This is a genomic window from Mesorhizobium sp. WSM3868 (assembly GCF_002294785.1).
Classification (GTDB): domain Bacteria; phylum Pseudomonadota; class Alphaproteobacteria; order Rhizobiales; family Rhizobiaceae; genus Mesorhizobium.
In genome coordinates, this window is record NZ_NSGB01000012.1 from 72,826 (window position 1) to 93,499 (window position 20,674).

Genomic DNA, 20,674 nt, shown 5'->3' on the forward strand with positions numbered 1-20,674 from the left:
CAAATTCTTATGTCATTGTTCGTGACTGTTTCATGAGTGTATCGAAATTTGTCATGTGCAAGGCAGCGAGTGTGCAGCCATAAGTCTGCGCCAGACAGCGCTGGTGATCCGCTTCAGGAGCATGGCGCACCGCTCGAATAAAGACAGCCCATGACGCTTCTGCAGAACAAGCCTCATCCTCTGCTATGGCCGAGCGTGGCGGCAGCCCTGGTCCTAAGCTGGAGCTCAGGCTTCGTCGGCATCCGCTACGCCAGCGAGAACGCCGACGTCATGCTGGTCCTGTTCTGGCGGACTTTTTTGTCCGGACTTATCCTTCTGCCATTTGCTCTCCTGATCGGGCGGCGCATCAGCGGGCGCGCCTTGGCGCAGCAAATGGCGTTCGGCGTGGCGACGATGTTCCTCTATCTGGGCGGGTTCGCCCTTGCCATCGGCCAGCGCGTTCCGACCGGCCTCGTCGCGCTGATCTCCGATCTTGTGCCTCTCGCCATCGCGGCGCTGTCGCAGCCCATTCTCGGCCACCGGCTGAGCGCAAGGCAATGGATCGGAACGGCCCTGGGCGCGAGCGGCGTCCTTATCGTCTCCCTGGACAGCCTCAGTCTCGGCAAAGCACCGGTCTGGGCCTATGTCCTCACCGTCGCTTCCATGCTGGTGTTCGCCCTGGCGACCGTGGTGCAGAAGCGGATCAGGACGATCGATATGCCCATCCATCAGAGCTTGTGCATTCAATGCCTGACGGCGGCGATCCTCTTTGCCGCCTGCGCGGAATGGAACGGCGGCCTGACACCGCCGCTCGACGGGCGTTTCCAGTTCGGCATGGCGTGGCTGGTGCTGTTCTCGACCTTCTTCTGCTACGGCGTCTACTATATGAGCCTGCGCCACTACACCGCCGCACAGGTCAGCAGCGTGGTCTATCTCAGCCCGCCGGTGACGATGCTCTGGGCGTGGCTGATCTTCGGCGAACCGCTATCGAGAGCGATGTTCCTCGGCCTGGCGGTGACCCTGTTCGGTGTCTGGCTGACCTCATCGAGGAGCGCTGCATCGAAGGACAAGGCGCGTCTGAGCTCATGCGAGCAGCCTGCCGGATAATCACGCGACACCAACAAGGAGTGCAATTCCATGAAGCTGACCGATTTCAAGGCCCTGACCTTCGACTGCTACGGCACGCTCATCGACTGGGAATCCGGCATGATCGAGGGCCTGAAGCCGCTGACAGAGCGCGCCGGCCGCCGTTTGAGCCGCGACGACATCCTCGAGGCGCATGCCCGGCACGAATCCAGCCAGCAGAACTGGACTCCGGCAAGACGCTACCGCGACCTTCTGCCGATCGTCTACAAGCGGCTTGCCGAGGAATGGGGCGTCGTCGCCACCGCGGAGGAATGCACGGCCTATGGCGAAAGCGTGAAGGATTGGCCGGCCTTCGCCGACTCGGCGGAAGCCTTGCGGTATCTCAAGCAGCACTACAAGCTGATCATCCTTTCCAACGTCGACAACAAGAGCTTTTCGTTCAGCAACAAGAAGCTCGGCGTCGACTTCGACGCGATATACACGGCAGAGGACATCGGCTCCTACAAGCCCTCCGCCCGCAACTTCGACTATATGCTCGAAAAGCTGGCGACGATCGGGGTGGAGAAAAGCCAAGTCCTGCACACGGCCGAAAGCATGTTCCATGATCACGCTCCCGCCAATCGCGTCGGCCTGGCATCGTGCTGGATCTATCGCCGTCATGCCGACCAGGGCTTCGGCGCCACGATGCACCCCGGCGATATGCCAAATGTGGATTTCCGCTTCGACAGCATGGCCGACCTCGTCAAGGCGCACAGGCAAGAATTGGGCGCCTGAGGCCGCAGCGCGTGGAGGAGGCACCGACCGGGCCGAGGCGGATGACGGAGATAGCCGGACGACGCCACGCCGCCTGCTTGCGTGGCATCCTCCCGCAACCCGATTCAATCCGCGAGCCTTGGAACCAAAAGACCTGCGAGACTGTTCAGCTATCGTTTGATACAACGCTGACGTGCCCTGCCGGTTGGGCAATCGGCGCTTTCGAGGAGTCTCACCATGTCCACAATTCGTTCAGCCGCGATTGCGGTCATCGCCGCTGTCGGCGTGAGCTTTGCCAGCGCAGCTCACGCCGACAGCGGCACGATCCGCTTCTCCATCTATAAGGCGGCCTTCTTCATCGGCGGCGCCGGCGGCGAAGGCACGCTGACCTTCCGTGGTCGCAACTATCCCATCTCGATCGGCGGCATCTCGGGCGGCCTCGCCTTCGGGGCTTCCAAGACCTATTTCAAAGGCACAGTGCGCCACATTCGCCGCGCCCGCGACGTGGCGGGAGTGTACGGCGCAGCGGGCGGCGGCGGCGCGCTCGGCAGAGGCGCTCAGGTGATCGTGATGACCAACGACAAGGGCGCCGAACTCCAGCTCACAGGCCGGCAGGTAGGCCTGCAGATCAATGCCGATCTCAGCGGCATGACCATTGGGCTGAAATAAGGGGCGGTCAAAGCGGACATTTCCCTCCGCCAATTGGCGCTACCTGATCCAGCCGCACCGAGTGTCCGGTAGAATGGGAAGGGCCCGATGTGGGCCCTTTCCCTTGCTTGCCTGGACTGTTTGCGTGGAGGCACGGCACGACGCGATCGCCAACAGTCGGGGGTCTCTGGCTCAATCGCCGCCTGTAGACATCGCGCTCCCAATCACCCAATCTGACCCGCGGGAACAAGAAGCGCTTCAAAGAAAGCGCGGACCTTCGGGTGCGCATGAAAAATCGATGGACCTTGTATGATCCACGGCTGGCCTGGATGCTGATCGCGCCGGTGCTGCTGCTCTTGATCTTCTTCCTGGTGCTGCCGATCGCCGTGATGTCGGTCTGCACCTTCTTCACCTTCGTCACCGCCGGCGTGGAAACCAGCGCGCTGACAACCGCGAACTGGCACGAATTCCTCACCGACAGCTACTATCACGGCTTCCTGTTGAAGACGCTGCGGGTCGGCGCCATCACCGCCCTGCTCTGCGGCGTGCTCGGCTATTTTCCGGCCTATTTCATCTGGGCGACGAGCTTCAGGCACAAGTGGCTGCTGCTTCTCCTGCTCATCGTGCCGTTCTGGATCAGCTTCACCATTCGCACCTTTTCCTGGATCAACATTCTCGGCGAACAGGGCGTCATCAACGTGGCGCTCATAAAGTTGGGCATTGTCAGCGAGCCGCTGCCGATGCTCTACACCGAGGGCGCGGTGATCATGGGGCTGCTGCATTTCCTGCTGCCCTACATGATCCTCAACGTCTATGTCAGCCTGGAAAGCATCGACCGCACGCTGATTGCGGCAGCCCGCTCGATGGGCTGCACCAGCGCGCAGGCGTTTCGCGAGGTGACGCTGCCGCTTTCGCTGCCCGGCCTCGCGGCCGGCCTGCTGCTCTGCTTCGTGCTCGCCGCCGGCAGCTATGTGACGCCGCAGCTTCTGGGCTCGGGCCGCGACGCGCTGTTCGGCAATCTGATCTACGACACCATCATGAGCGAGCTGAACTGGCCGATGGGCGCCACGCTTTCGATCGTGCTGTTCGTAGTGCTCGGTTTCTTCGCCGCCATCTACACCCGCTACATGGGCATGTCGCAGATCGTCAAAGGCCTTGGAGGATGAGGGAATTGGGCGGATGAAGCCGGCACGCCGGAAAGAGGAAGGCAGATGGGCCTGGCGGCTGACTGGCTTCGTCACGCTCTGCGTCTACATCTTCATGTTCGCGCCGATTGCGGCGACCGTCATCCTGTCGTTCAACGCCTCGATGTTCGGCGGCTTCCCGATGACCGGCTTTTCGCTGCAATGGTACGGCAAGCTGATGGCCAATGAGGCGGTGCTGGCCGCGTTCCGAACGTCGCTGTGGATCGCCCTGGTCACCGCGGCCGCCACCACGGCGATCGGCGTCGTCACCTCGTTCGCGCTGGTGCGTTTCGAGTTCCCCGGCAAGCAGACGCTGAGCACGCTGGTGATCTTGCCGGCGCTGGTGCCCGAAACCATTCTGGGCGTCGGCCTCCTGGTGCTGATCAAGGCGGTCGACCAGCCGCGGACGATGCTCCTCCTGGTGCTCGGCCATATTCTGCTCGCCGTGCCCTATGTGGTGCTGATCACCCAGGCACGCATGGTGGGCATCCGGCGCGTCTATGAGGAGGCCGCGCTTTCGCTCGGCGCCTCGCGCTTCTCGTCCTTCCGCGAGATCACGCTGCCGCTGCTCATCCCGGCGGTGGTGGCGGGCGCGCTGCTCGCCTTCACCATCTCGTTCGACAACACCTCGGCAAGCCTGTTTTGGCGGCCGGCGGGCGTCGAGACCATGCCTACCCAAATCCTTTCGATGCTGAAGATTTCGATCAGCCCGGAGATCAATGCGCTGGGCACGGTCATGATCCTGGTGACCGTCGGCACCCCGCTGATCGGCGGCGTTCTCATGCAAAGCCTGACAAAATTGAGAAGACGAGGCGAACCAAAGGAGGAAGTAAAATGAAATTATCCACCACCAAGCGGCTGGAACGGCTGCATGACCGCTACGTGAACGGCGATTTGAGCCGCCGCACCTTTCTGAGCCTGACCGCCGCCGCCGCGGCCTCGGCGGGCCTCTCCATGCCGTGGATGAGCCGCGCGCTCGCCGCGGTCGAGCAGGTGCGCTTCGACGGCTGGGGCGGAACCGTGCAGGAGGCGATCGACAAATACGCCTTCCAGCCCTACACGGCCAAGACCAAGATCAAGGTGGTCCAGGGCACGTTCGGCGACGAGAACGAGATCATCACCAAGATCAAAACGGCGAAGCCAGGCGACTTCCAGATCGTGCATTCGTCCGGCGTCAACTACTACATCAAATACGTCAATGCCGGCATGAACTCGGAGATCAACGAGGCCAACATTCCCAACATGGCGAATGTGCTGCAGCCGATGATCGAGCCGTTCCGCAAGCTGACGCCAAAGCTCTCGGCGGTGCCCTACGACTACGGCACCACCGGCATCGCCTACAACACCAAGGTGATCTCGCCCGAGGAGGCGAAGGAAAAGGGTGCCGGCCTGCTGCTCGACAAGAAATACGCCGGCAAGGTCGGCGGCTATGCCGACATGACCACGCGCGTCTGGTACGCGGCTTTGGCCACCGGACAGGATCCCAACAACATCAAGGACATGGACACGATCTGGGCCAAGGTGCGCGAGACGCGCGACCTCGCCAAAAAATTCTGGAGCTCCGGCGCGGAACTGATGGACCTGTTGTCCAAGGGCGAGATCGTGGTGACCGACGCCTGGTCGGGCCGCGTCGCCGCCCTGCAGGATCAGGGCCATCCGATCGGCTATCTCGATCCTGCTGGCTCCTATGCCTGGATGGAGGACATGCTGATCCTGAAAGGCTCGCCGATGACCGAATGCGAAGAGCTGATCAACTTCATGCTCGATCCGGCCACCTCGATCGCGGTGGCCGAGGGCCAGAGCTACCCGCCGTCGCTCGACCCGACCAAGGTGAAGCTAACCGAGAAGATCGAGAAGCTGCCGGCTTTCGACAGGACCGGCTCGATGAAGGCGCTGACCTTCGCCGATCCGGTCTACTGGGCGACCAACGAGGACGCCTGGACCAAGCAGTGGGACAGGATCGCGAAAGGTGCCTGACAGAAGCGAAGCGTCACTCAGCCCCCGGCCGGTCTCGGCCGGGGCACCCGCTCCCAACATGGGTGCGGAGCAGCCGGCGGTCGAGTTCCGCGACATCGACATCGCCTATGGCAAGTTCGTCGCGGTTCGCGACTTCTCGCTGTCGATCCGCAAGGGCAGCTTCGTCACGCTGCTCGGGCCGTCGGGCTGCGGCAAGACGACGATCCTGCGCTCCATCGCCGGGCTGGTCGATATTTCTGGCGGCCAGATCATGATCGACGGGCGACGGGTCGACGACGTGCCGATCTACAAGCGCAACATCGGCCTGGTATTCCAGAGCTACGCGCTGTTCCCGCACAAGAGCGTGTTCGACAATGTCGCCTTCGGCCTGAAGTATCGCAACGTGCCGAAGCCCGAGATCGCGCGCAGGGTCGGCCAGGCGCTCGACATGGTGCGGCTGCCGGGCAGCGAGAAGAAGCTGCCCTCGCAATTGTCGGGCGGGCAGCAGCAGCGCATCGCGCTGGCGCGGGCCATCGTCTTCGAACCGCAGGTGCTGCTGCTCGACGAGCCGCTGTCGGCGCTCGACGCCAACATGCGCGAGGAGATGCGCGTCGAGATCAAGAAGATCCAGAAGGCAACCGGCATCACCGCCATCTTCGTCACCCACGACCAGGAAGAAGCGCTCTCCATGTCGGACCGCATCGTGGTGATGAACGCCGGCTCGGTCGAGCAGATCGGCACGCCGGAGGAAGTCTATGAGCGGCCCGCCACCGCCTTCGTCGCCGATTTCCTCGGCAAGGCCAACATGCTTGCCGGCACTGTCAGCAGATCCGACGGGCAGATAGCGGTGACGCTTGCCGCCGGCCAGACCGTCCATGTAACGTCGCCGCGGCCGCTGGCGCCGGGCAGCAAGGTCACCGTGGTGGTGCGGTCGCAGAAACTGTCGGTCGGTCCTGCAGCAGGCGGCAACCGGCTCTCCGGCCGGGTCGTCTCGACCTCCTATCTCGGCGGCAGCGCCATTTACGAGATCGACTTCGGCGGCAAGACGAGCATCCGCGCCAACGCGCCGATCAACGGCCGCATCGTCCGGGAGGGCGAGATCATCGAGGTCGGGTTCGATCCGAGCGGCTGTGTTTTGCTGGACGAGAACGGGCAGCGAATTTCGTAGCCTACCAAGCCCCTGTTCGCATCGGCCTTCAGGAATTCACTGCTTAGCGGCTTGAGCAGGCAAGCGGCCGGGATGCCTGAGATTGGTCGGCGTGATGCCGGTGTGCTGGCGGAATACCCGGCTGAAGTGCCCGGCATTTTCGAAGCCGCATCTGTAGGCGATGTCGCCTATCTGCAGGTCGCTGCCTTCCAGCAGCGACTTGGCGTAATGAACCCTGAGCGCCAGATACGCGGCCATCGGGCTCGTGCCCAGCTCGGTCGCGAAAAGACGCTCGAGCTGGCGCCGGGAGCAATTCAACCGGCTTGCGATCTCGGTGACCGATATCTTTTCCTGCAGGCTGCTTTCCATCAGCAGCAAGGCCCGTTTCACCGCACGGCTCGACGCTTCGGGAAACAGGTCGCCGACGGGCTGCACGTCCCGGATGTTGCGGATGCGATCGAGCACAAGGATCTTGGCGGCCTTTTCCGCCGCCTTCTGACCGATGAATTGCGACACGAAATAACCGGCGAGGTCTGCCGCGCCGGTGCCGCCGGCACATGTCGCGCGGCCGCGGTCGACCGAATAGAGGCTGTCGCCATGCGCATTCACATCGGGGAATTCGGCGCGAAAATCCTTGATGTGGAACCAGCTGACCGCGGCGCTGTAGCCGTCCAGCAAGCCGTAGCGCGCCAGCACGAAGCTTCCCGTGCACAGCGCGGTTATCGGCACGCCCTTCTCGGCGGCCCGCAGAAGGAAGGCCTCCTTTTCAGCGCTGAGATTGCGGTTGGTGTCGAGCAGACCTCCAACCACGACGACGTTGTCGAAATCCTCCGGATTGCCGATCGCCTTGGTCGGCAGCAATTCGACGCCGCAGCTCGCCCGGATCGGCAGGCCGCGCTCGCCGACGATCTGCCAGTCGAACTCCACCCTGCGGCTGCGGTCGCCCTCGTCGCCGGCCAAACGCAGCGTGTCGATGAAAAGCGACAGCGGCGACAAAGTGAAATCGCGCACCAGGAGAAACGCAAACTTCTTGGCCATGCTTTTGCGGACCTCTCCCTTGCGTTATCCGAGGCTCATTCAGACAAGATCGCCGTCCGGGCTGTCATTTGGGTCACCGATCCATCTGGTCATATATTGTGTACCAAGAAAATACAATCCGTTGACTCACTTGCAAGTGCATGCGACTCTTCCAACCGTGCCAGGTATGTCGATTGGCAGAGATGATTCCGAAGGTGCGCCATGAAGGGAAGCAAGGGCAGTCTCTATGACGATCTGAAGCGTCGCATCCTGACAATGGAGCTCGATCCTGACGAGGATCTGGACGAGGTGGCGCTGAGCGAGCGCTATGGCCTGTCGCGGACCCCGGTCAGGGAAATCTTCCGCCGGCTGGAGGGCGAAGGTTATATCGAAATCCGCGCGAACCGGGGCGCCAGGGTCGTTCCGATGAACCATTCGACCCTTCGGCAATTCTTCCTGGTCGCCCCCATGGTCTACGCCGCCATCGGCCGGCTGGCCGTGCAGAATTTCAAGCCTTCGCAAATGGTAGACCTGAAGGACACGCAGGAGCGTTTTCGTGCCGCCAGCAAGTCAGGCGACGCGCTTTCCATGGTGGTCGAGAACAACAGGTTTCACGAGATCATCGGTGAGATGTCCGCCAACGCCTATCTTCAACCCAGCCTCGGCAGGCTGCTGATCGACCACGCCCGCATCGGCCATACCTTCTTCCGCCCACGCAATGACGACATGCGCAAGCGGCTGCAGACGGCGGTCGAACACCATGACGGCTTCATCTTAGCCATCGGCGCGCATGAGGAGGACGCCGTCGTCGACCTCGTATTCGAGCACTGGGAACTGTCGCGCGAGAACATGGAAATGTTCATCGCGCCCCAGGGAATGAAGGCGGACGCCCTGGTCGGCGATAACTGACGGCCGCTCAGGAAAGCGATTGCGGCCGAAAAAGGAAGAACGCCTGCTGCCGGGCCCGGTGCCGGCAGCGAAATCTCCCGCTTAAGAGGCAGATTCCGCGGCCGCCACCTCGGGGCACCGATCCGTCAGGCCTGTTCCAGCCAGACCTTTTGCAGATCCATCTGGAAGGTTGGGTGAATGGAGTAGTTCTTCACCTTCATGCTCATGTGATTGTAGAGCTTCTGCCAATAAGGTTGGATGATGATCCCCGAGTCCTGAATGATGGTCTCGATATCCTTCATCACCTCACGCCGCTTTTCGGGGGCGCTCACCGACAGAGCCTCCTTGAGCTTCTTGTCGAACTCCGGATTGGAGTAGCCCGTCTCGTTCCAGGCCTCGCCGGTGCGAAACGCCAGCGCCAGAACCTGGACGCCAAGGGGGCGCATGTACCAAACGGTCAGAGAGTAAGGATACTTCGTCCAGTCGTTCCAGAACGTCGAGCCGGGCATCACCGTGCGCTTGACCTTGATGCCCGCGTCGCGAAGCTGAGCCGCGATCGCATCCCCCGTGCTCTTGTTCCAGTCATCGTCGACGGTGATCAGTTCGTGCTCGAAATCCGCCTGGCCCGCCTCCGCCATGAGTTTCTTCGCTCCTGCCGGGTCGCGGGCTTTCTTGGCCAAGGGGTAGTACTCGGGGTGAATAGGGCTGACAAAATGATTCTCGCCCACCGTGCCGCGCCCCGCATAGCCGAGTTGAAGCACGACGTTGTTGTCGACGGCCATCTGGAGAGCGTTGCGCACTCGCTGGTCGTCATAGGGCTTGTGCGTGACATTGGTACGGGCAACCAGCGTGGTCGCGGTCTGGATCTCGGTCTGGTGAAGTCCAACCTTGTCCAGGATCTCGACGTAGTCCGCTCCGGTCTCATTGTTGAGATCGACCTCGCCGGACTCGAAGGCGCTTACCATCGCGGCTGGATCGGTTCCGTAGTCGATGAACTCGATCCCATCCAGCAGCGCCTCGCCACCCCACCACTTACCGCTCTCGCGCCGCTTGACGACGGCCTTTTGGCCGACGTCGTAGGAGACGAGCTCGAACGCACCGGTCCCGATCGGCTTTGTGACCGGATTGGCGCCGTCGGCGTCAAAATTCCGGTGCACGATCAGGCCCGGATAGTCGGTGATATTGGCGATGATGGCGATGTCCGGGTCGCTCGGCGTGAGCTTGACGGTGTAGTCATCAACCTTGGTAACGGCGCCTTCGCGCACCTTGCCGGTCTTCGGGTCGACCAGGCTGTTGACGCGTGCCGCCATGGAATTGCCGGGCGCGTTCTTGTCGCACCAGCGGCTGAAGTTGTAGACGACATCGTCGGCGTTGAACGCGTCGCCGTTGTTCCAGGTTACGCCTTTGCGGACATGGAGCAGGTATTCGGTGGCGTCGCCGTTGACCTCCCAGCTCTCCAGGAGAACCGGCTCGAAAGTGAATTCGCGGGTATACCTGACCAGCGGCTCCAGCCAGGTGCGGCTGATATTGGCCATCTCGACCCAATCATAGGTCCGCGGATCCTTCTGCTGCTTCACCACCATGGCGACGCGAAGCGTTCCGCCCTTCTTGCCTTCCTCGGCGAGCGCCGGCGTCGGCGCGGCCAAGCCGACCATGCCGTAAGCGGCCGCGGTCGATGCGCCGAACGCGCTCGCAATCGCGAGGAATTCGCGCCGGTCCATGCGGCCCTCACGAGCGTCCTTGGCCATGCGCGTTATCGCTTTTGGTACGCGGGTTCCTCCGCTTTTGAAGAACTTCATTTCGAATGCTCCCTGTTGACGATTTTTGTCTCTCACGTATTGCCCCAGCCAATGCGATGCGCCGCTGGCCGAAGAAGGGGCGACTGCTGGCGTTGTCCGGCCGTTGGCTGCGGCCTAGATGGATTGGCCAAGCACCCTCCCCTCGTAGATTGCAGCCACTGCGAGCCGCGGCGCCAAGGCGTCGCCGATGACTTTCGGCTTCAGCGCCGGTGCCAGGTCTTCGAGATCATCCAGCACCCAGGTGTCCGAGACGTTGGTGGTCGCAAGGATCAGTGTGTCGGCGTTGATGACGGTCTCAGCGCCATCGAGGTGGCACCTGACCGTCGCACGGTCGCCATGCCATTCCTTGACCACCGAGTCGGTTATCCATTCGCCGCCGGCGCTCTTGAGCTTGGCCCGCGCCACGCCGTCGCTTTCCGTCCGCTGCAGGTAACGTCCGAGCACCGGCCAGGAGGTGACGACCGTGACGCGATGGCCAGACGTGGCGATTTCGAGAGCGGTGCCGAGACCCCGCCAGTCACCGGTGTCATCGATGAGGAGCACATGGTCGCCCAGCCGTGCCGTCCGGGTCATCACGTCCTCGACGGACCAGACATTGAGCAAGTCCACACCCGGAAGGCGGTCCTGCCCAGGCAGTCCACGCTGGAAACCGGTTCCCGCTGGCTGCGAGCCCGTCGCAATGACGATTTCCTCGAAGTCGCGGCTGGCAATCTCCCCAGCATCGAGCGGGGCATTGAACAAGACGGTCACGCCCAGTCCGGTCAACTGTCGTTCGTACCAGTCGATCAGCTCTAGGATCTGAGATCGGCGAGGCTGCAAGCCCGCAAGCCTGAACTGCCCGCCGAGTTGTGGGCCGGCCTCCGCGAGCGTCACGCTGTGACCGCGCTCGGCGGCGACGCGAGCCGCTTCAAGACCGGCCGGGCCGCCTCCCACGACGAGCACACGCTTCGGCGTCTCGGCCGGGCCGAAGCGATCGCCGCCCCACTCGAATTCGCGGCCGGCCGAAGGATTGACGAGGCACGAGATCCAATAGTCTCTCGACCGCCTTCCCCAGCACATCTGATTGCACGAGATGCAGCCGCGAATGTCGGCGTCCCTGCCGCTCTCCACCTTCCTGACCCAATAGGGATCGGCGACCTGTCCGCGAACGATGCTGATCATGTCAGCCTGCCGCGACGAGATAACCTCGTTGGCATTCTCCGGTGTCCGGATATGGCTTTCCGCCTGGACGCGGGTGTGTTTGCAAACTTGTTTCAGCGCCTCGGCGTTGGGAGCGCCAAGCTTGTCGGCAAACAGGAAGGTCGGCATTACCGAGGAGTGGTCGAAATAGCTTCCCGTGCCGCAACTGATGTAATCGATCAGCGTCCGCGTATCGTGATACGCGGCAATCTCCTGGAGCAGTTCCGTGTTCATCCCCACGTCGACAGAGGTGTCGATGCTCGACGCGAGGCCGATAATGAACTCTTCACCGACGGCCGCACGAATGCGCGAGGTGATCTCGGTCGAGAATCGCATCCTGTTTTCGAACGAGCCACCCCAGCGGTCGTCGCGCCGGTTCGACCAGGGAAGCCAGAACTGCTCGATGAGCGAATTGTAGGGGCCGAACAATTCCACGCCATCGAAACCGCATTTCTTCGCTCGGACAGCGGCGCGAACGAAGCTCTCGATGATCTCCTCGATCTCGGCTTCCCGCATCCGGTGGCTGCCGTCTCCATCGTGGTAGGACGGCAGGCCGGATGGCGACCAGTTCGCCGAGTAGGAATTGTCGTAATCCCCATGCTGGCCGACATGATAAAGCTGGTGAACCATCACCGCGCCTTCGGCCTTGCATGCATCGGTGATCGCCCTGAAACCGGGGATCACCGCATCATCGTCGTGACGGAAATTGCCGCGCGTCAACCGAGCCGTGCGATGGACCGGCATCGGCTCGACCACGATCATGGCCGCGCCTCCCCTGGCCCGCTCCAGGTAGTAGCCCAGGTGCCGCGCTCCAGGCAGACCGTCCTCGGCCATGTTGGCCGTGTGAGCCCCGAAATTGATCCGGTTGCGCAGCGTCTTGTGGCGCAGTTGGAGCGGCTCGAGGATTTTCGGGAAAGCCGGCTTTAGCGTCATTTCAGTTTCGCCGCGAACGCCCATCGGATTGGAACCGACCGAACATTAGCGGTTCGCGAAATTCCAGAATTGTGATTTCGGTGCATTTTTCATAAAAAATGGACCGGCACGCCAGACGTCGTGGAGTAGGCTAAATTGACACCTGCGCTGAAAACCCCCGAGCGCGTGGGGCTCCCCTACCTCAAGATCGGCATCATCCTTTGCCCAAGCTTCACCCTGACGCCGATGGCGAGCTTTGTGGATGCCCTGCGTTTGGCCGCCGACAAGCAGGATCAGAGCCGGCAGGTCTATTTCGCGTGGGATTTCATCTCGGCAGGGCCGCTACCGGTGCATGCCAGCTGCGGTCTCGAGATGGTTGCGACAGGAAACCTGGAAAATCCGAGCGCCTATGACTGCATAGCCGTTTGCGGCGGACTGGTGCGGGACATGGAGAATATCCAGGCGGCGACGTTTGACTATCTGCAGGCCGCGGACAAACGTGGCATTCCCATCATCGGCTTGTGCACTGGCAGTTTTGTCCTGGCTCAGGCTGGACTTCTCAGGCATCGTGAATGCGCTCTGCATTTCGACACCTTGGGCGAGTTCGCCGCCAGGTTTCAGGATGTCAGCCCGGTCACCAGCCAAAATTATGTCATCGACGGCAACATCGTAACCTGTCCGGGAAGCATCGTGGCTATCGAGGTCGCAGCTTTCCTTATTGCGCATTATAGCAATGCCGGCAGGGCTCAGAAGGCCCTTAACTACCTTCTGTTCAAACCCGAAGAGCCGCGGATTGTCCTCAGGACGAAACCGTATGAGGAGGCTCTTGGGGCAGCGTCGCGGCTGACCGTGGAGGCCGTGAAAGTGATGGAGACCCGTATCGATACGCCATGCTCGATTGAGGAGCTCGCGCGTTCTCTGAACACCTCCAAAGCGCGCTTGAATCGAGCCTTCCTGGCAGACCTCCGAACCGCGCCCGCCGCATTCTGGCGCCGGATTCGTCTAATCGCAGCGCGTGAACTGCTTGCCAGCCGGCGGCGCAGCGTGACCGAGATCGCTTATGAAACCGGCTTCAGCGACACCGCGCATTTCTGCAGCACCTTCAAAAAGCACTTTTCGATGACGCCGGAGCAGTTCAGACGCATTGGAAAACTTTGGATGCGGCTCCGGGAGCGAATGAAGGCCGCCGCCGGAGAGCCAATCGCGCTACGAGCGAAGCTCTTTCGATTGAGCCATGAACCAGTCCACAAGCTCGCGCGATTTTCGGCCTTGGCCCGTACGATCATTCGTCAGCAGGAAGAAGGCCCTGTCGGTTCTTGTTTCCGACCGCAGCGGGCGCACGAGAAGCTTGTTGCTGAGAAGATACTGGGCCGTCAGCGACCAACCCAGCGCGATCCCCTCGCCGGCAAGCGCCGCCTGCAGCGTTGGCTGATAGTCGTTGAAGACGATGTCGGGTTTGATCCTGGCGCCATCGCCTCCCGCCAATTCCACCCATTCGGGCCAGCCCATGCGCTTGCGGTAGGCGTCGGACGAATGGAGCAACCGGTGACGGCCGAGATCGTCGACCGTGCGCAGCTCGGCATGAGCCGAAAGGTAGCTTGGCGAGCAGACCGGGAAGATCACTTCGTCGCAGACGAACCAGCTGTTGGGGTCCTGAAAGTCTCGAGGCCGGACCCAGACGGTCACGTCTATGTCCTGATCGGGTTCGATGTCCCTGTCGGTGGCGACGACCCTGATCCTGATATCCGGATGATCGCCCTGAAAATGATAGAGCTGCGGCGCCAGCCAGTGAGCTGCGAGCGACGTCGAGGCGGCGAATGTGATGTATCTGGTGCCGCGGTCGGAAATGGCCTCGAGACTTTGCTCCATCCGCCGGAAACTCGTACGAACCTCCTCGTGAAGCTGACGCCCCGCCTCGGTGAGGTGCACACCGCGATTGTCTCGCGAAAACAAAGCGACGCCGCAATGTCTCTCGAGCATCTTGATCGCGTGGGAAACGCTCGGTTGGGTCACGTTGAGCTCGCTGGCGGCCCGCTTGAAGCTCAGGTTTCTGGCCGCTGCCTCAAACACGAACAGGGAATGGGTCGACGGAACGAGGCTGCGAAGCTTTGACATAGATGCAATTTATATCAGGCAGCTTCTTTTCAGTCTACGAGCGGTGCCGCCCGCGTGTTCTATTCATCTCAGAGATGAAATCGCGATGCTGGCCCTGCGGGTGGCACCAAACGGTCCGATCGCGCCTTGAACATGGCAGATCCCTTGCTCCAGAAATTGCCGACACATCGCATACCGGTGCAAGCGCCTCACGCTGAACCCACGGTCTCGGGCTGGTACAGCACATCAGGCCCGGAACTGGCCGCCGTGCCGATGAAGGGAGACGTGTCTTGCGACTGTCTCGTCATTGGCGGCGGCTGGATGGGATTGCATGCAGCGCGGCGCTATGCCGAGCTCCATCCGGACGCCTGCGTGCTCCTCGTCGATGCCGGCCGGATAGGCGACAACGCATCCGGCCGATGCATGGGGTTTGTGATCGATCTCGCGCACAACCTCCGCAAGCGCGACTTCGTCGAAGACATCAAGGGAAACAAAGAGGAGCTCTTCGTCAATCTGGACGGGATTGCCTACATTCGCAGCGCGGTCGAGGAACACGGCGTCGGTTGCGACTGGGACCCACAAGGCAAGTACCACAGCGCTGCAACGGCTCATGGCATCAATGATCTGGGTCGTTTCTCCAAGGCGCTGGACAGGCTCGGACAAAAGCATCGCTGGGTCGATCTACCGGAAATCCAGTCCATCACCGGGAGCAGGCATTACATCAAGGCGATACACCATCCCGGCACAATTCTCTTGCAGCCGGCGAAATACCTGAAGAACGCTGCCCGTCAGCTTCCCAAAAACGTCACCGTCCACGAGAACACGCCAATCGTGGCGGTGCAATTCGGCAAGCCCCGGCATGTTTTCGAGACGCCCACGGGCATCATCAAATCAGCCAAGGTCATCATCTGCGCATCCGGCTATCTGACCAGGTTCGGTTTTTTCAACAATCGCGCCATCCCGCTTTATACGTTCGCCAGCATGACGCGGCAGCTCACCGCGTCGGAGCTGGCGTCTGTCGGGCAACAGAATGCGTATGGACTGATACCGGCGAACAGCTTCGGAACGACGGCACGGCGCACCCGCGACAACCGGCTCTTCCTGCGGAACGTCTACGCCTACGCGCGTGATTTCAAGACGACCGCGCAGGATGTCGAAAGGGCGCGAATTCAACAGCAGGTGGCGTTCGAGCGTCGCTGGCCCGAACTTTCGCACATCGGATTCGAGGCCAGTTGGGGTGGTCTCCTGACGCTGGCGCAAAACGGCGGCATGGTGTTCGGCGAGCTGGGAGAGAACGTCTACGGAGCCGCTTTCTGCAACGGAACGGGCGTGGCCAGGGGCGCCGCCTTCGGCAAGGCGGTTGCCGAAGTCGCTGCCGGTCTTTCATCGCCGGTGATCGAAATTCTGAAAGGCCGGGCCCGGCCAAGCAGACCCTATCCAAGGCTGATCACCGCCATGGGAGTCCGCATCGCGACGGCGCTTCGCTTCAAGCAGGCGGGCGCAGAGGTTTAGTCAAATCGAAGAGGAATGGAAATGAGCGACCTGAAGGGCATCAATCTGGCGATGCAGACTCCATTCGACGAGGATGGAGCGATCGACTTCGCGATCTTCGAAGAACTGATCGAGAAGTATCTTGCCGCCGGCGTGCACGGCCTGGTGCTGGGATCCGGCACCGGACAGCACCCCTACCTGACCGAAAGCGAATGCAACCGCCTCTATGAGGTTGGCGTCAAGCTCGTGGCCGGCCGATGCAACGTGATTTGCCAAAGCTCCGCGCTCAACGTGGAGGAGGTGATCCGGCGGTCGCGGCAAGCCGAGTCCGTCGGGGCGAACGCCCTGATGGTCCTGCCGCCCTACTTCGAGGGGCCATCCGACGAGCAGGGCATTTTCAGCTTCTACGAGGAAATCGATGCGGCTGTCGGCATCGACATAGTCGGCTACAACATTCCGCAGGCGACCGGAATTTCGGTATCGGCGGCGCTTTTCGACCGCCTCAGCGGGCTCAACAACTTCAGTTACATCAAAGACAGCGCCGGCGACTTCACCGTGCACCAGGAATTCCTGCGCACGCGAGGCGCCGTCCTCAACGGCTGCGACACGACCACGCTTTACGCGCTCTTGGCCGGGGCTCGCGGCGTGATCTGGGGGGCAGCCAACTACATGCCCTACGAAGCCGTCAGATTGTACGAGCTGGTGACCGCCAGACAATATGACGAGGCGTTCCAGCTTTGGCAGCGGATGCTGCCGTCACTGCTTTTCATCTGGCGGGGGCCATACACCCCATCGGTGCTGAGGGCAGCACAGCTGCGCGGCTTCGGCACCGGAAACGTCCGCAAGCCGCTAAGGAGGCTCTCGTCCGAGCAAGAGGCGGCTCTGCGGCATTCGCTCGGGCCCCTGCTTGGCTGAGGTCCTGTCATCGGCCCTAATGAGAGGGAACGTGCATGCGTAACATAACAAGAAAAGCTGGCTGCGAAGACCTTCTTCCGGTCAGCCTTCCGCCGACCTTGCCGCCGATTTGATGGGCTGGAGCACGTAGGACGGCACGACAAGCCCCTGGAACAGGTGTGCGAGAAATCTCGTACCGGCCGCCGACGAAGCGCCTGGTGAACGATCTTTGGGCAGGCTATGTGTTATCTGATTATAAAATCTGTGTACGTAGATAATACAATTCGTTGACTCTGGCGCGCCCATGTGCAATTTTGCGCCCCATCGAATGCGCCGAACCTGCAGGCCGCAACTCCGGTTTCATATCGATCTGCCGCACGAAGTGTCGGCCGAAGGCCTCAGTGTGGCGCCTCCGCAGCCAGAAGCAGGCGGGGACATCGCGATCTACCGAGCAATGGGAAGACGATGAGACCGCCGTTTTGCATCACCTGCTAGTCGCAGGCTCAGTTTCGCCGGGCGGCGTGGGTTCGGTGTCACTTCATCAATAAGCCACGCGAAAAAGTGAGGAGAACACAATGAGACGATTGCTCTTTCCCGCCGTTGCCCTTGGGGCTCTGCTGAGCGCCGGAGCCGCACACGCAGCCTGCGGCGACATTACTTTGGCGGTCTTCAGCTGGCAGTCGGCCGAGGCCATGTCCAATGTCGACCAGTTCATCCTGAAGAACGGCTATGGCTGCAACGCCACGACGGTTGCTGGCGACACCGTGCCGACGATCACCGCGATGATCGAGAAGGGCCAGCCGGATATCTCTTCGGAATCGACGCCAAGCCTGCTTGGTGACGTCTATACCAAGGGCGCCGCCGAGGGGCGGATCAGCCAGATCGGCACCGCGATCAGCGACGGACAGGTTTCCGGCTGGTACATTCCCAAATATGTCGCTGACGCGCATCCCGACATCAAGACCGTCGACGACGCCATGAAGCATCCTGAGCTGTTCCCGGCTCCGGAAGACCCTTCCAAGGGTGGCGTTATCCAGGGCCCACAGGGCTGGGGCGACACGGTCGTGACGGCGCAGCTCTATAAGGCCATCGAGGGTGACAAGAAGGGCTTCGAGCTGGTCCCAACGGGCTCGGCTGCAGCGCTCGATGGCGTCATCTCCAAGGCCTATGAACAGAAGCAGGGATTTCTCGCGCAATATTGGGCGCCGACATCGCTGCTGGTGAAGTATCCGATGGTGCGCCTCGAAATGGCTCACGACGATGCCGAGTGGGCGCGTTGCACCTCCAAGCAGGACTGCCCCGATCCGAAGCCGAACTACTGGAAACAGGCAGAGATGGTGACGCTGGCCAGCAGCAAGTTCACCTCGCGTGACGACGTCGGTCCGGTCAAGGACTATTTCGCCAAGCGCAGCTGGACCCAGGCCGAAGTCGGCAAGGTGATGCTGTGGATGACCGACAACCAGGCCAACGGCGAGGACGGCGCCAAGTGGTTCATCAAGAACATGCCGGAAGTCTGGACCAAGTGGGTCCCGGCTGACGTCGCCGAAAAGGTCAAGGCCGCGCTCTAAATCTGGCAACCGAGCAAGTGGAGGCTTTGAGGATTCTCAAGGCCTCCGATGCGGCTCGGTCTGTCGGCGTAGCCTTCGTTCCCTGCTCTCGGCCTGTGGCCGGCAATGTGTCGCCTGTGGCGCACTCACAATAGGGCATCGCGACATGGATTGGCTTTTCAGATTCCCTCAACTCGACCCCGAATTCCTGCTTGCGGTCAAGCGGGCCATCGACGGCGCTTTGAAAGCGCTGACGCGTGGCTACGGTCAATCGATCGAGGATTTCTTCTATCCGCTGCAGCGCGTCCTCATCTTCTTCGAAAGCACCATCTCGAACGCGCCTTGGCCCCTGGTCGTGATCGCCCTGGCCGTCATCGCTTGGTTTGCGGCACGGCGCTGGGCCGTGGTCGCCGCCGTCGTCGGTACGCTCATCGCCATCGGCCTTCTTGGCCTGTGGCAAGATGCGATGAAGACGATTTCGCTTGTCTTCACCTCGACCATCTTCGCCATTGCCATCGGCATCCCGCTCGGCATCCTGATGAACCGCTACAAGCGCGTTGGCGGGGTCATGCAGACGGTGCTCGACGTCATGCAGACGATGCCGCCTTTCGTCTATCTCATTCCGGTCGTCATGCTGCTCGGCATAGGCCGTGTGCCGGGGTTCATCGCGGTGGTGATCTACGCCATCCCGCCGATCATCCGCCTCACCGACCTTGGCATCCGCCTGGTCGACAAGGAGGTCCTGGAGGCCGCTGACGCCTATGGCTGCTCGCGCTCGCAAAAGCTCTGGAAAGTGCAGATCCCGCTCGCCATGCCGACAATCATGGCCGGCATAAACCAGACGATCATGATGGCGCTCGGCATGGTGGTCATCGCCTCGATGATCGGCGTGCAGGGGCTCGGGCTCAACGTTCTGCAAGCCCATCGCCAACCAGTACTTCACGCAAGGCATCTTCAACGGCTTTGCCATCGTCGGCATCGCGATCATTTTCGACCGCATCAGCCAGGCCTATGGGCATCGCCTGCAGAAGCACCGGGGTGCAGCACATGACTAGCAACAACGCGTCAATCGAAATCCGTGACCTCTACAAGATATTCGGAAAGTCGCCGGCGCAACATGTCGACGCGGTCCGCAGCGGCATGACCAAGGCCGAATTGGCAAAGGTGCACGGGCAAATCCTGGGTTTGAATAATATCAACATCTCCATGCCGGCCGGAAAGATCCAGGTCGTCATGGGGCTGTCGGGCTCGGGTAAGTCGACGCTGATCCGGCACATCAACCGCCTGATCGAGCCGACGTCCGGCTCGATCATGATCGATGGGCGTAACGTCCTCGATATGTCCGAGCTGGATCTGCGGGAGTTCCGACGCAATCACACAGCGATGGTGTTCCAGAGGTTTGGACTCCTGCCGCACAGGACCGTCATCGACAACGTGACGTTCGGCCTGGAGGTGCGCGGTGTCGAAGCGGCCAAGAGCCGCGATACGGCCATGGGCTGGATCGATCGCGTGGGGCTTTCCGGTTTCGAGACGCGCTATCCGAACGAACTGTCTGGCGGCATGCAACAGCGCGTCGGACTTGCGCGCGCGCTGAGCAACAATGCCTCGATCCTGCTGATGGACGAAGCCTACTCGGCTCTCGATCCGCTGATCCGGACCGACATGCAGACCATGCTTCTCGAACTGCAGACCGAGTTGAAAAAGACCATCGTCTTCATCACCCACGATCTCGATGAGGCGCTGAGGCTCGGCGACCAGATCGTCATCTTGCGCGATGGCTCGATCATCCAGCAGGGCGACAGCCAGGACATCCTGTTGCGCCCCGCCGACGATTACATCGAGCGGTTTGTGAAGGACGTCAATCGCGGCCGCTTCATCAAGGTCGATGCCATCATGGAATCCTTGCTGCAATCCGAGAGCAGATCGCTGCCGAAGCTGAAGTCCGGCTTGACGCTCGAGACCGCCGCCAAGGAACTGACGAACTCCTCCTATGATTCAGCCTTCGTCACAGGCGACGGCGGCCGGCCGCTCGGATTGATTTCGCTGCGGCAGATCACGGCGGCTCTTTCATCCGGGGCGGCCGCGTGAGGTACGCAATTG

Annotated in this window: 16 protein-coding genes and 1 pseudogene; 14 read left to right on the forward strand and 3 right to left on the reverse strand. The window is 61.6% G+C overall.

The genetic code is table 11. The features are described from left to right. Positions 1-150 precede the first annotated feature (150 nt). From CK221_RS19505 to CK221_RS19535, 7 genes are all read left to right on the forward strand, one after another. Positions 151-1,086, forward strand: coding sequence for a DMT family transporter (locus tag CK221_RS19505; RefSeq protein ID WP_095778895.1), 936 nt, complete (start codon positions 151-153; stop codon positions 1,084-1,086). A gap of 30 nt (positions 1,087-1,116) precedes the next feature. Next, positions 1,117-1,839 carry a haloacid dehalogenase type II gene (locus CK221_RS19510; RefSeq protein WP_095778896.1) on the forward strand — a complete coding sequence of 241 codons (723 nt, stop codon included), beginning with the start codon at positions 1,117-1,119 and terminating at the stop codon, positions 1,837-1,839. Between the two features lie 216 nt (positions 1,840-2,055). Then, positions 2,056-2,487 (forward strand): hypothetical protein, encoded by a 432-nt coding sequence (locus CK221_RS19515; RefSeq protein WP_095778897.1) that lies wholly within the window; start codon positions 2,056-2,058, stop codon positions 2,485-2,487. A 266-nt stretch (positions 2,488-2,753) separates the two neighbouring features. Beyond that, positions 2,754-3,632, forward strand: coding sequence for an ABC transporter permease (locus CK221_RS19520; protein ID WP_095778898.1), 879 nt, complete (start codon positions 2,754-2,756; stop codon positions 3,630-3,632). A gap of 13 nt (positions 3,633-3,645) precedes the next feature. Continuing rightward, a complete protein-coding gene (locus CK221_RS19525; RefSeq protein ID WP_095778899.1) occupies positions 3,646-4,488 on the forward strand; it encodes an ABC transporter permease in 843 nt (280 codons plus the stop codon). Then, entirely contained in the window at positions 4,485-5,627 is a 1,143-nt protein-coding gene (locus tag CK221_RS19530; protein WP_095778900.1) for an extracellular solute-binding protein, read from the forward strand. Before CK221_RS19525 ends, CK221_RS19530 begins: the two co-directional genes overlap by 4 nt. After that, a complete protein-coding gene (locus CK221_RS19535) occupies positions 5,620-6,774 on the forward strand; it encodes an ABC transporter ATP-binding protein (RefSeq protein WP_095778901.1) in 1,155 nt (384 codons plus the stop codon). The genes CK221_RS19530 and CK221_RS19535 overlap by 8 nt, the downstream gene beginning before the upstream one ends. 36 nt (positions 6,775-6,810) lie before the next feature. On the opposite strand, the gene CK221_RS19540 is transcribed toward CK221_RS19535, so the two are convergent. Beyond that, positions 6,811-7,791, reverse strand: a complete 981-nt coding sequence (locus CK221_RS19540; RefSeq protein ID WP_095778902.1) for a GlxA family transcriptional regulator — start codon at positions 7,789-7,791, stop codon at positions 6,811-6,813. Positions 7,792-7,992: 201 nt separating this feature from the next. Between CK221_RS19540 and CK221_RS19545 the strand changes: the two genes are divergently transcribed. Next, positions 7,993-8,679, forward strand: coding sequence for a GntR family transcriptional regulator (locus CK221_RS19545; RefSeq protein ID WP_095778903.1), 687 nt, complete (start codon positions 7,993-7,995; stop codon positions 8,677-8,679). A 125-nt stretch (positions 8,680-8,804) separates the two neighbouring features. On the opposite strand, the gene CK221_RS19550 is transcribed toward CK221_RS19545, so the two are convergent. Together CK221_RS19550 and CK221_RS19555 are read right to left on the reverse strand one after the other, a co-directional pair. Continuing rightward, positions 8,805-10,457 carry an ABC transporter substrate-binding protein gene (locus CK221_RS19550; protein WP_095778904.1) on the reverse strand — a complete coding sequence of 551 codons (1,653 nt, stop codon included), beginning with the start codon at positions 10,455-10,457 and terminating at the stop codon, positions 8,805-8,807. 114 nt (positions 10,458-10,571) lie between these two features. After that, a complete protein-coding gene (locus tag CK221_RS19555) occupies positions 10,572-12,569 on the reverse strand; it encodes an FAD-dependent oxidoreductase (RefSeq protein WP_095778981.1) in 1,998 nt (665 codons plus the stop codon). 135 nt (positions 12,570-12,704) lie between these two features. On the opposite strand from CK221_RS19555, the gene CK221_RS29880 reads away from it, so the two are divergent. The 6 genes and pseudogenes from CK221_RS29880 to CK221_RS19595 all read left to right on the forward strand — a co-directional run bounded on the left by CK221_RS29880 (position 12,705) and on the right by CK221_RS19595 (position 20,662). After that, positions 12,705-14,660 (forward strand): helix-turn-helix domain-containing protein, encoded by a 1,956-nt coding sequence (locus CK221_RS29880; protein WP_143749070.1) that lies wholly within the window; start codon positions 12,705-12,707, stop codon positions 14,658-14,660. 135 nt (positions 14,661-14,795) lie between these two features. Then, positions 14,796-16,154, forward strand: coding sequence for an FAD-binding oxidoreductase (locus tag CK221_RS19575; RefSeq protein WP_179295170.1), 1,359 nt, complete (start codon positions 14,796-14,798; stop codon positions 16,152-16,154). Between the two features lie 21 nt (positions 16,155-16,175). Next, positions 16,176-17,048, forward strand: a complete 873-nt coding sequence (locus tag CK221_RS19580; RefSeq protein ID WP_095778982.1) for a dihydrodipicolinate synthase family protein — start codon at positions 16,176-16,178, stop codon at positions 17,046-17,048. 554 nt (positions 17,049-17,602) lie between these two features. After that, positions 17,603-18,595: a glycine betaine ABC transporter substrate-binding protein gene (locus CK221_RS19585; protein ID WP_066993094.1), complete on the forward strand. Its 993-nt coding sequence runs from the start codon at positions 17,603-17,605 to the stop codon at positions 18,593-18,595. Between the two features lie 145 nt (positions 18,596-18,740). Beyond that, a pseudogene (locus tag CK221_RS19590) lies at positions 18,741-19,629 on the forward strand (proline/glycine betaine ABC transporter permease). After that, on the forward strand, positions 19,622-20,662 hold the full coding sequence (locus tag CK221_RS19595) for a betaine/proline/choline family ABC transporter ATP-binding protein (RefSeq protein ID WP_095778983.1): 1,041 nt from the start codon (positions 19,622-19,624) through the stop codon (positions 20,660-20,662). Before CK221_RS19590 ends, CK221_RS19595 begins: the two are co-directional and overlap by 8 nt. The last annotated feature ends 12 nt before the right edge of the window (positions 20,663-20,674 follow it).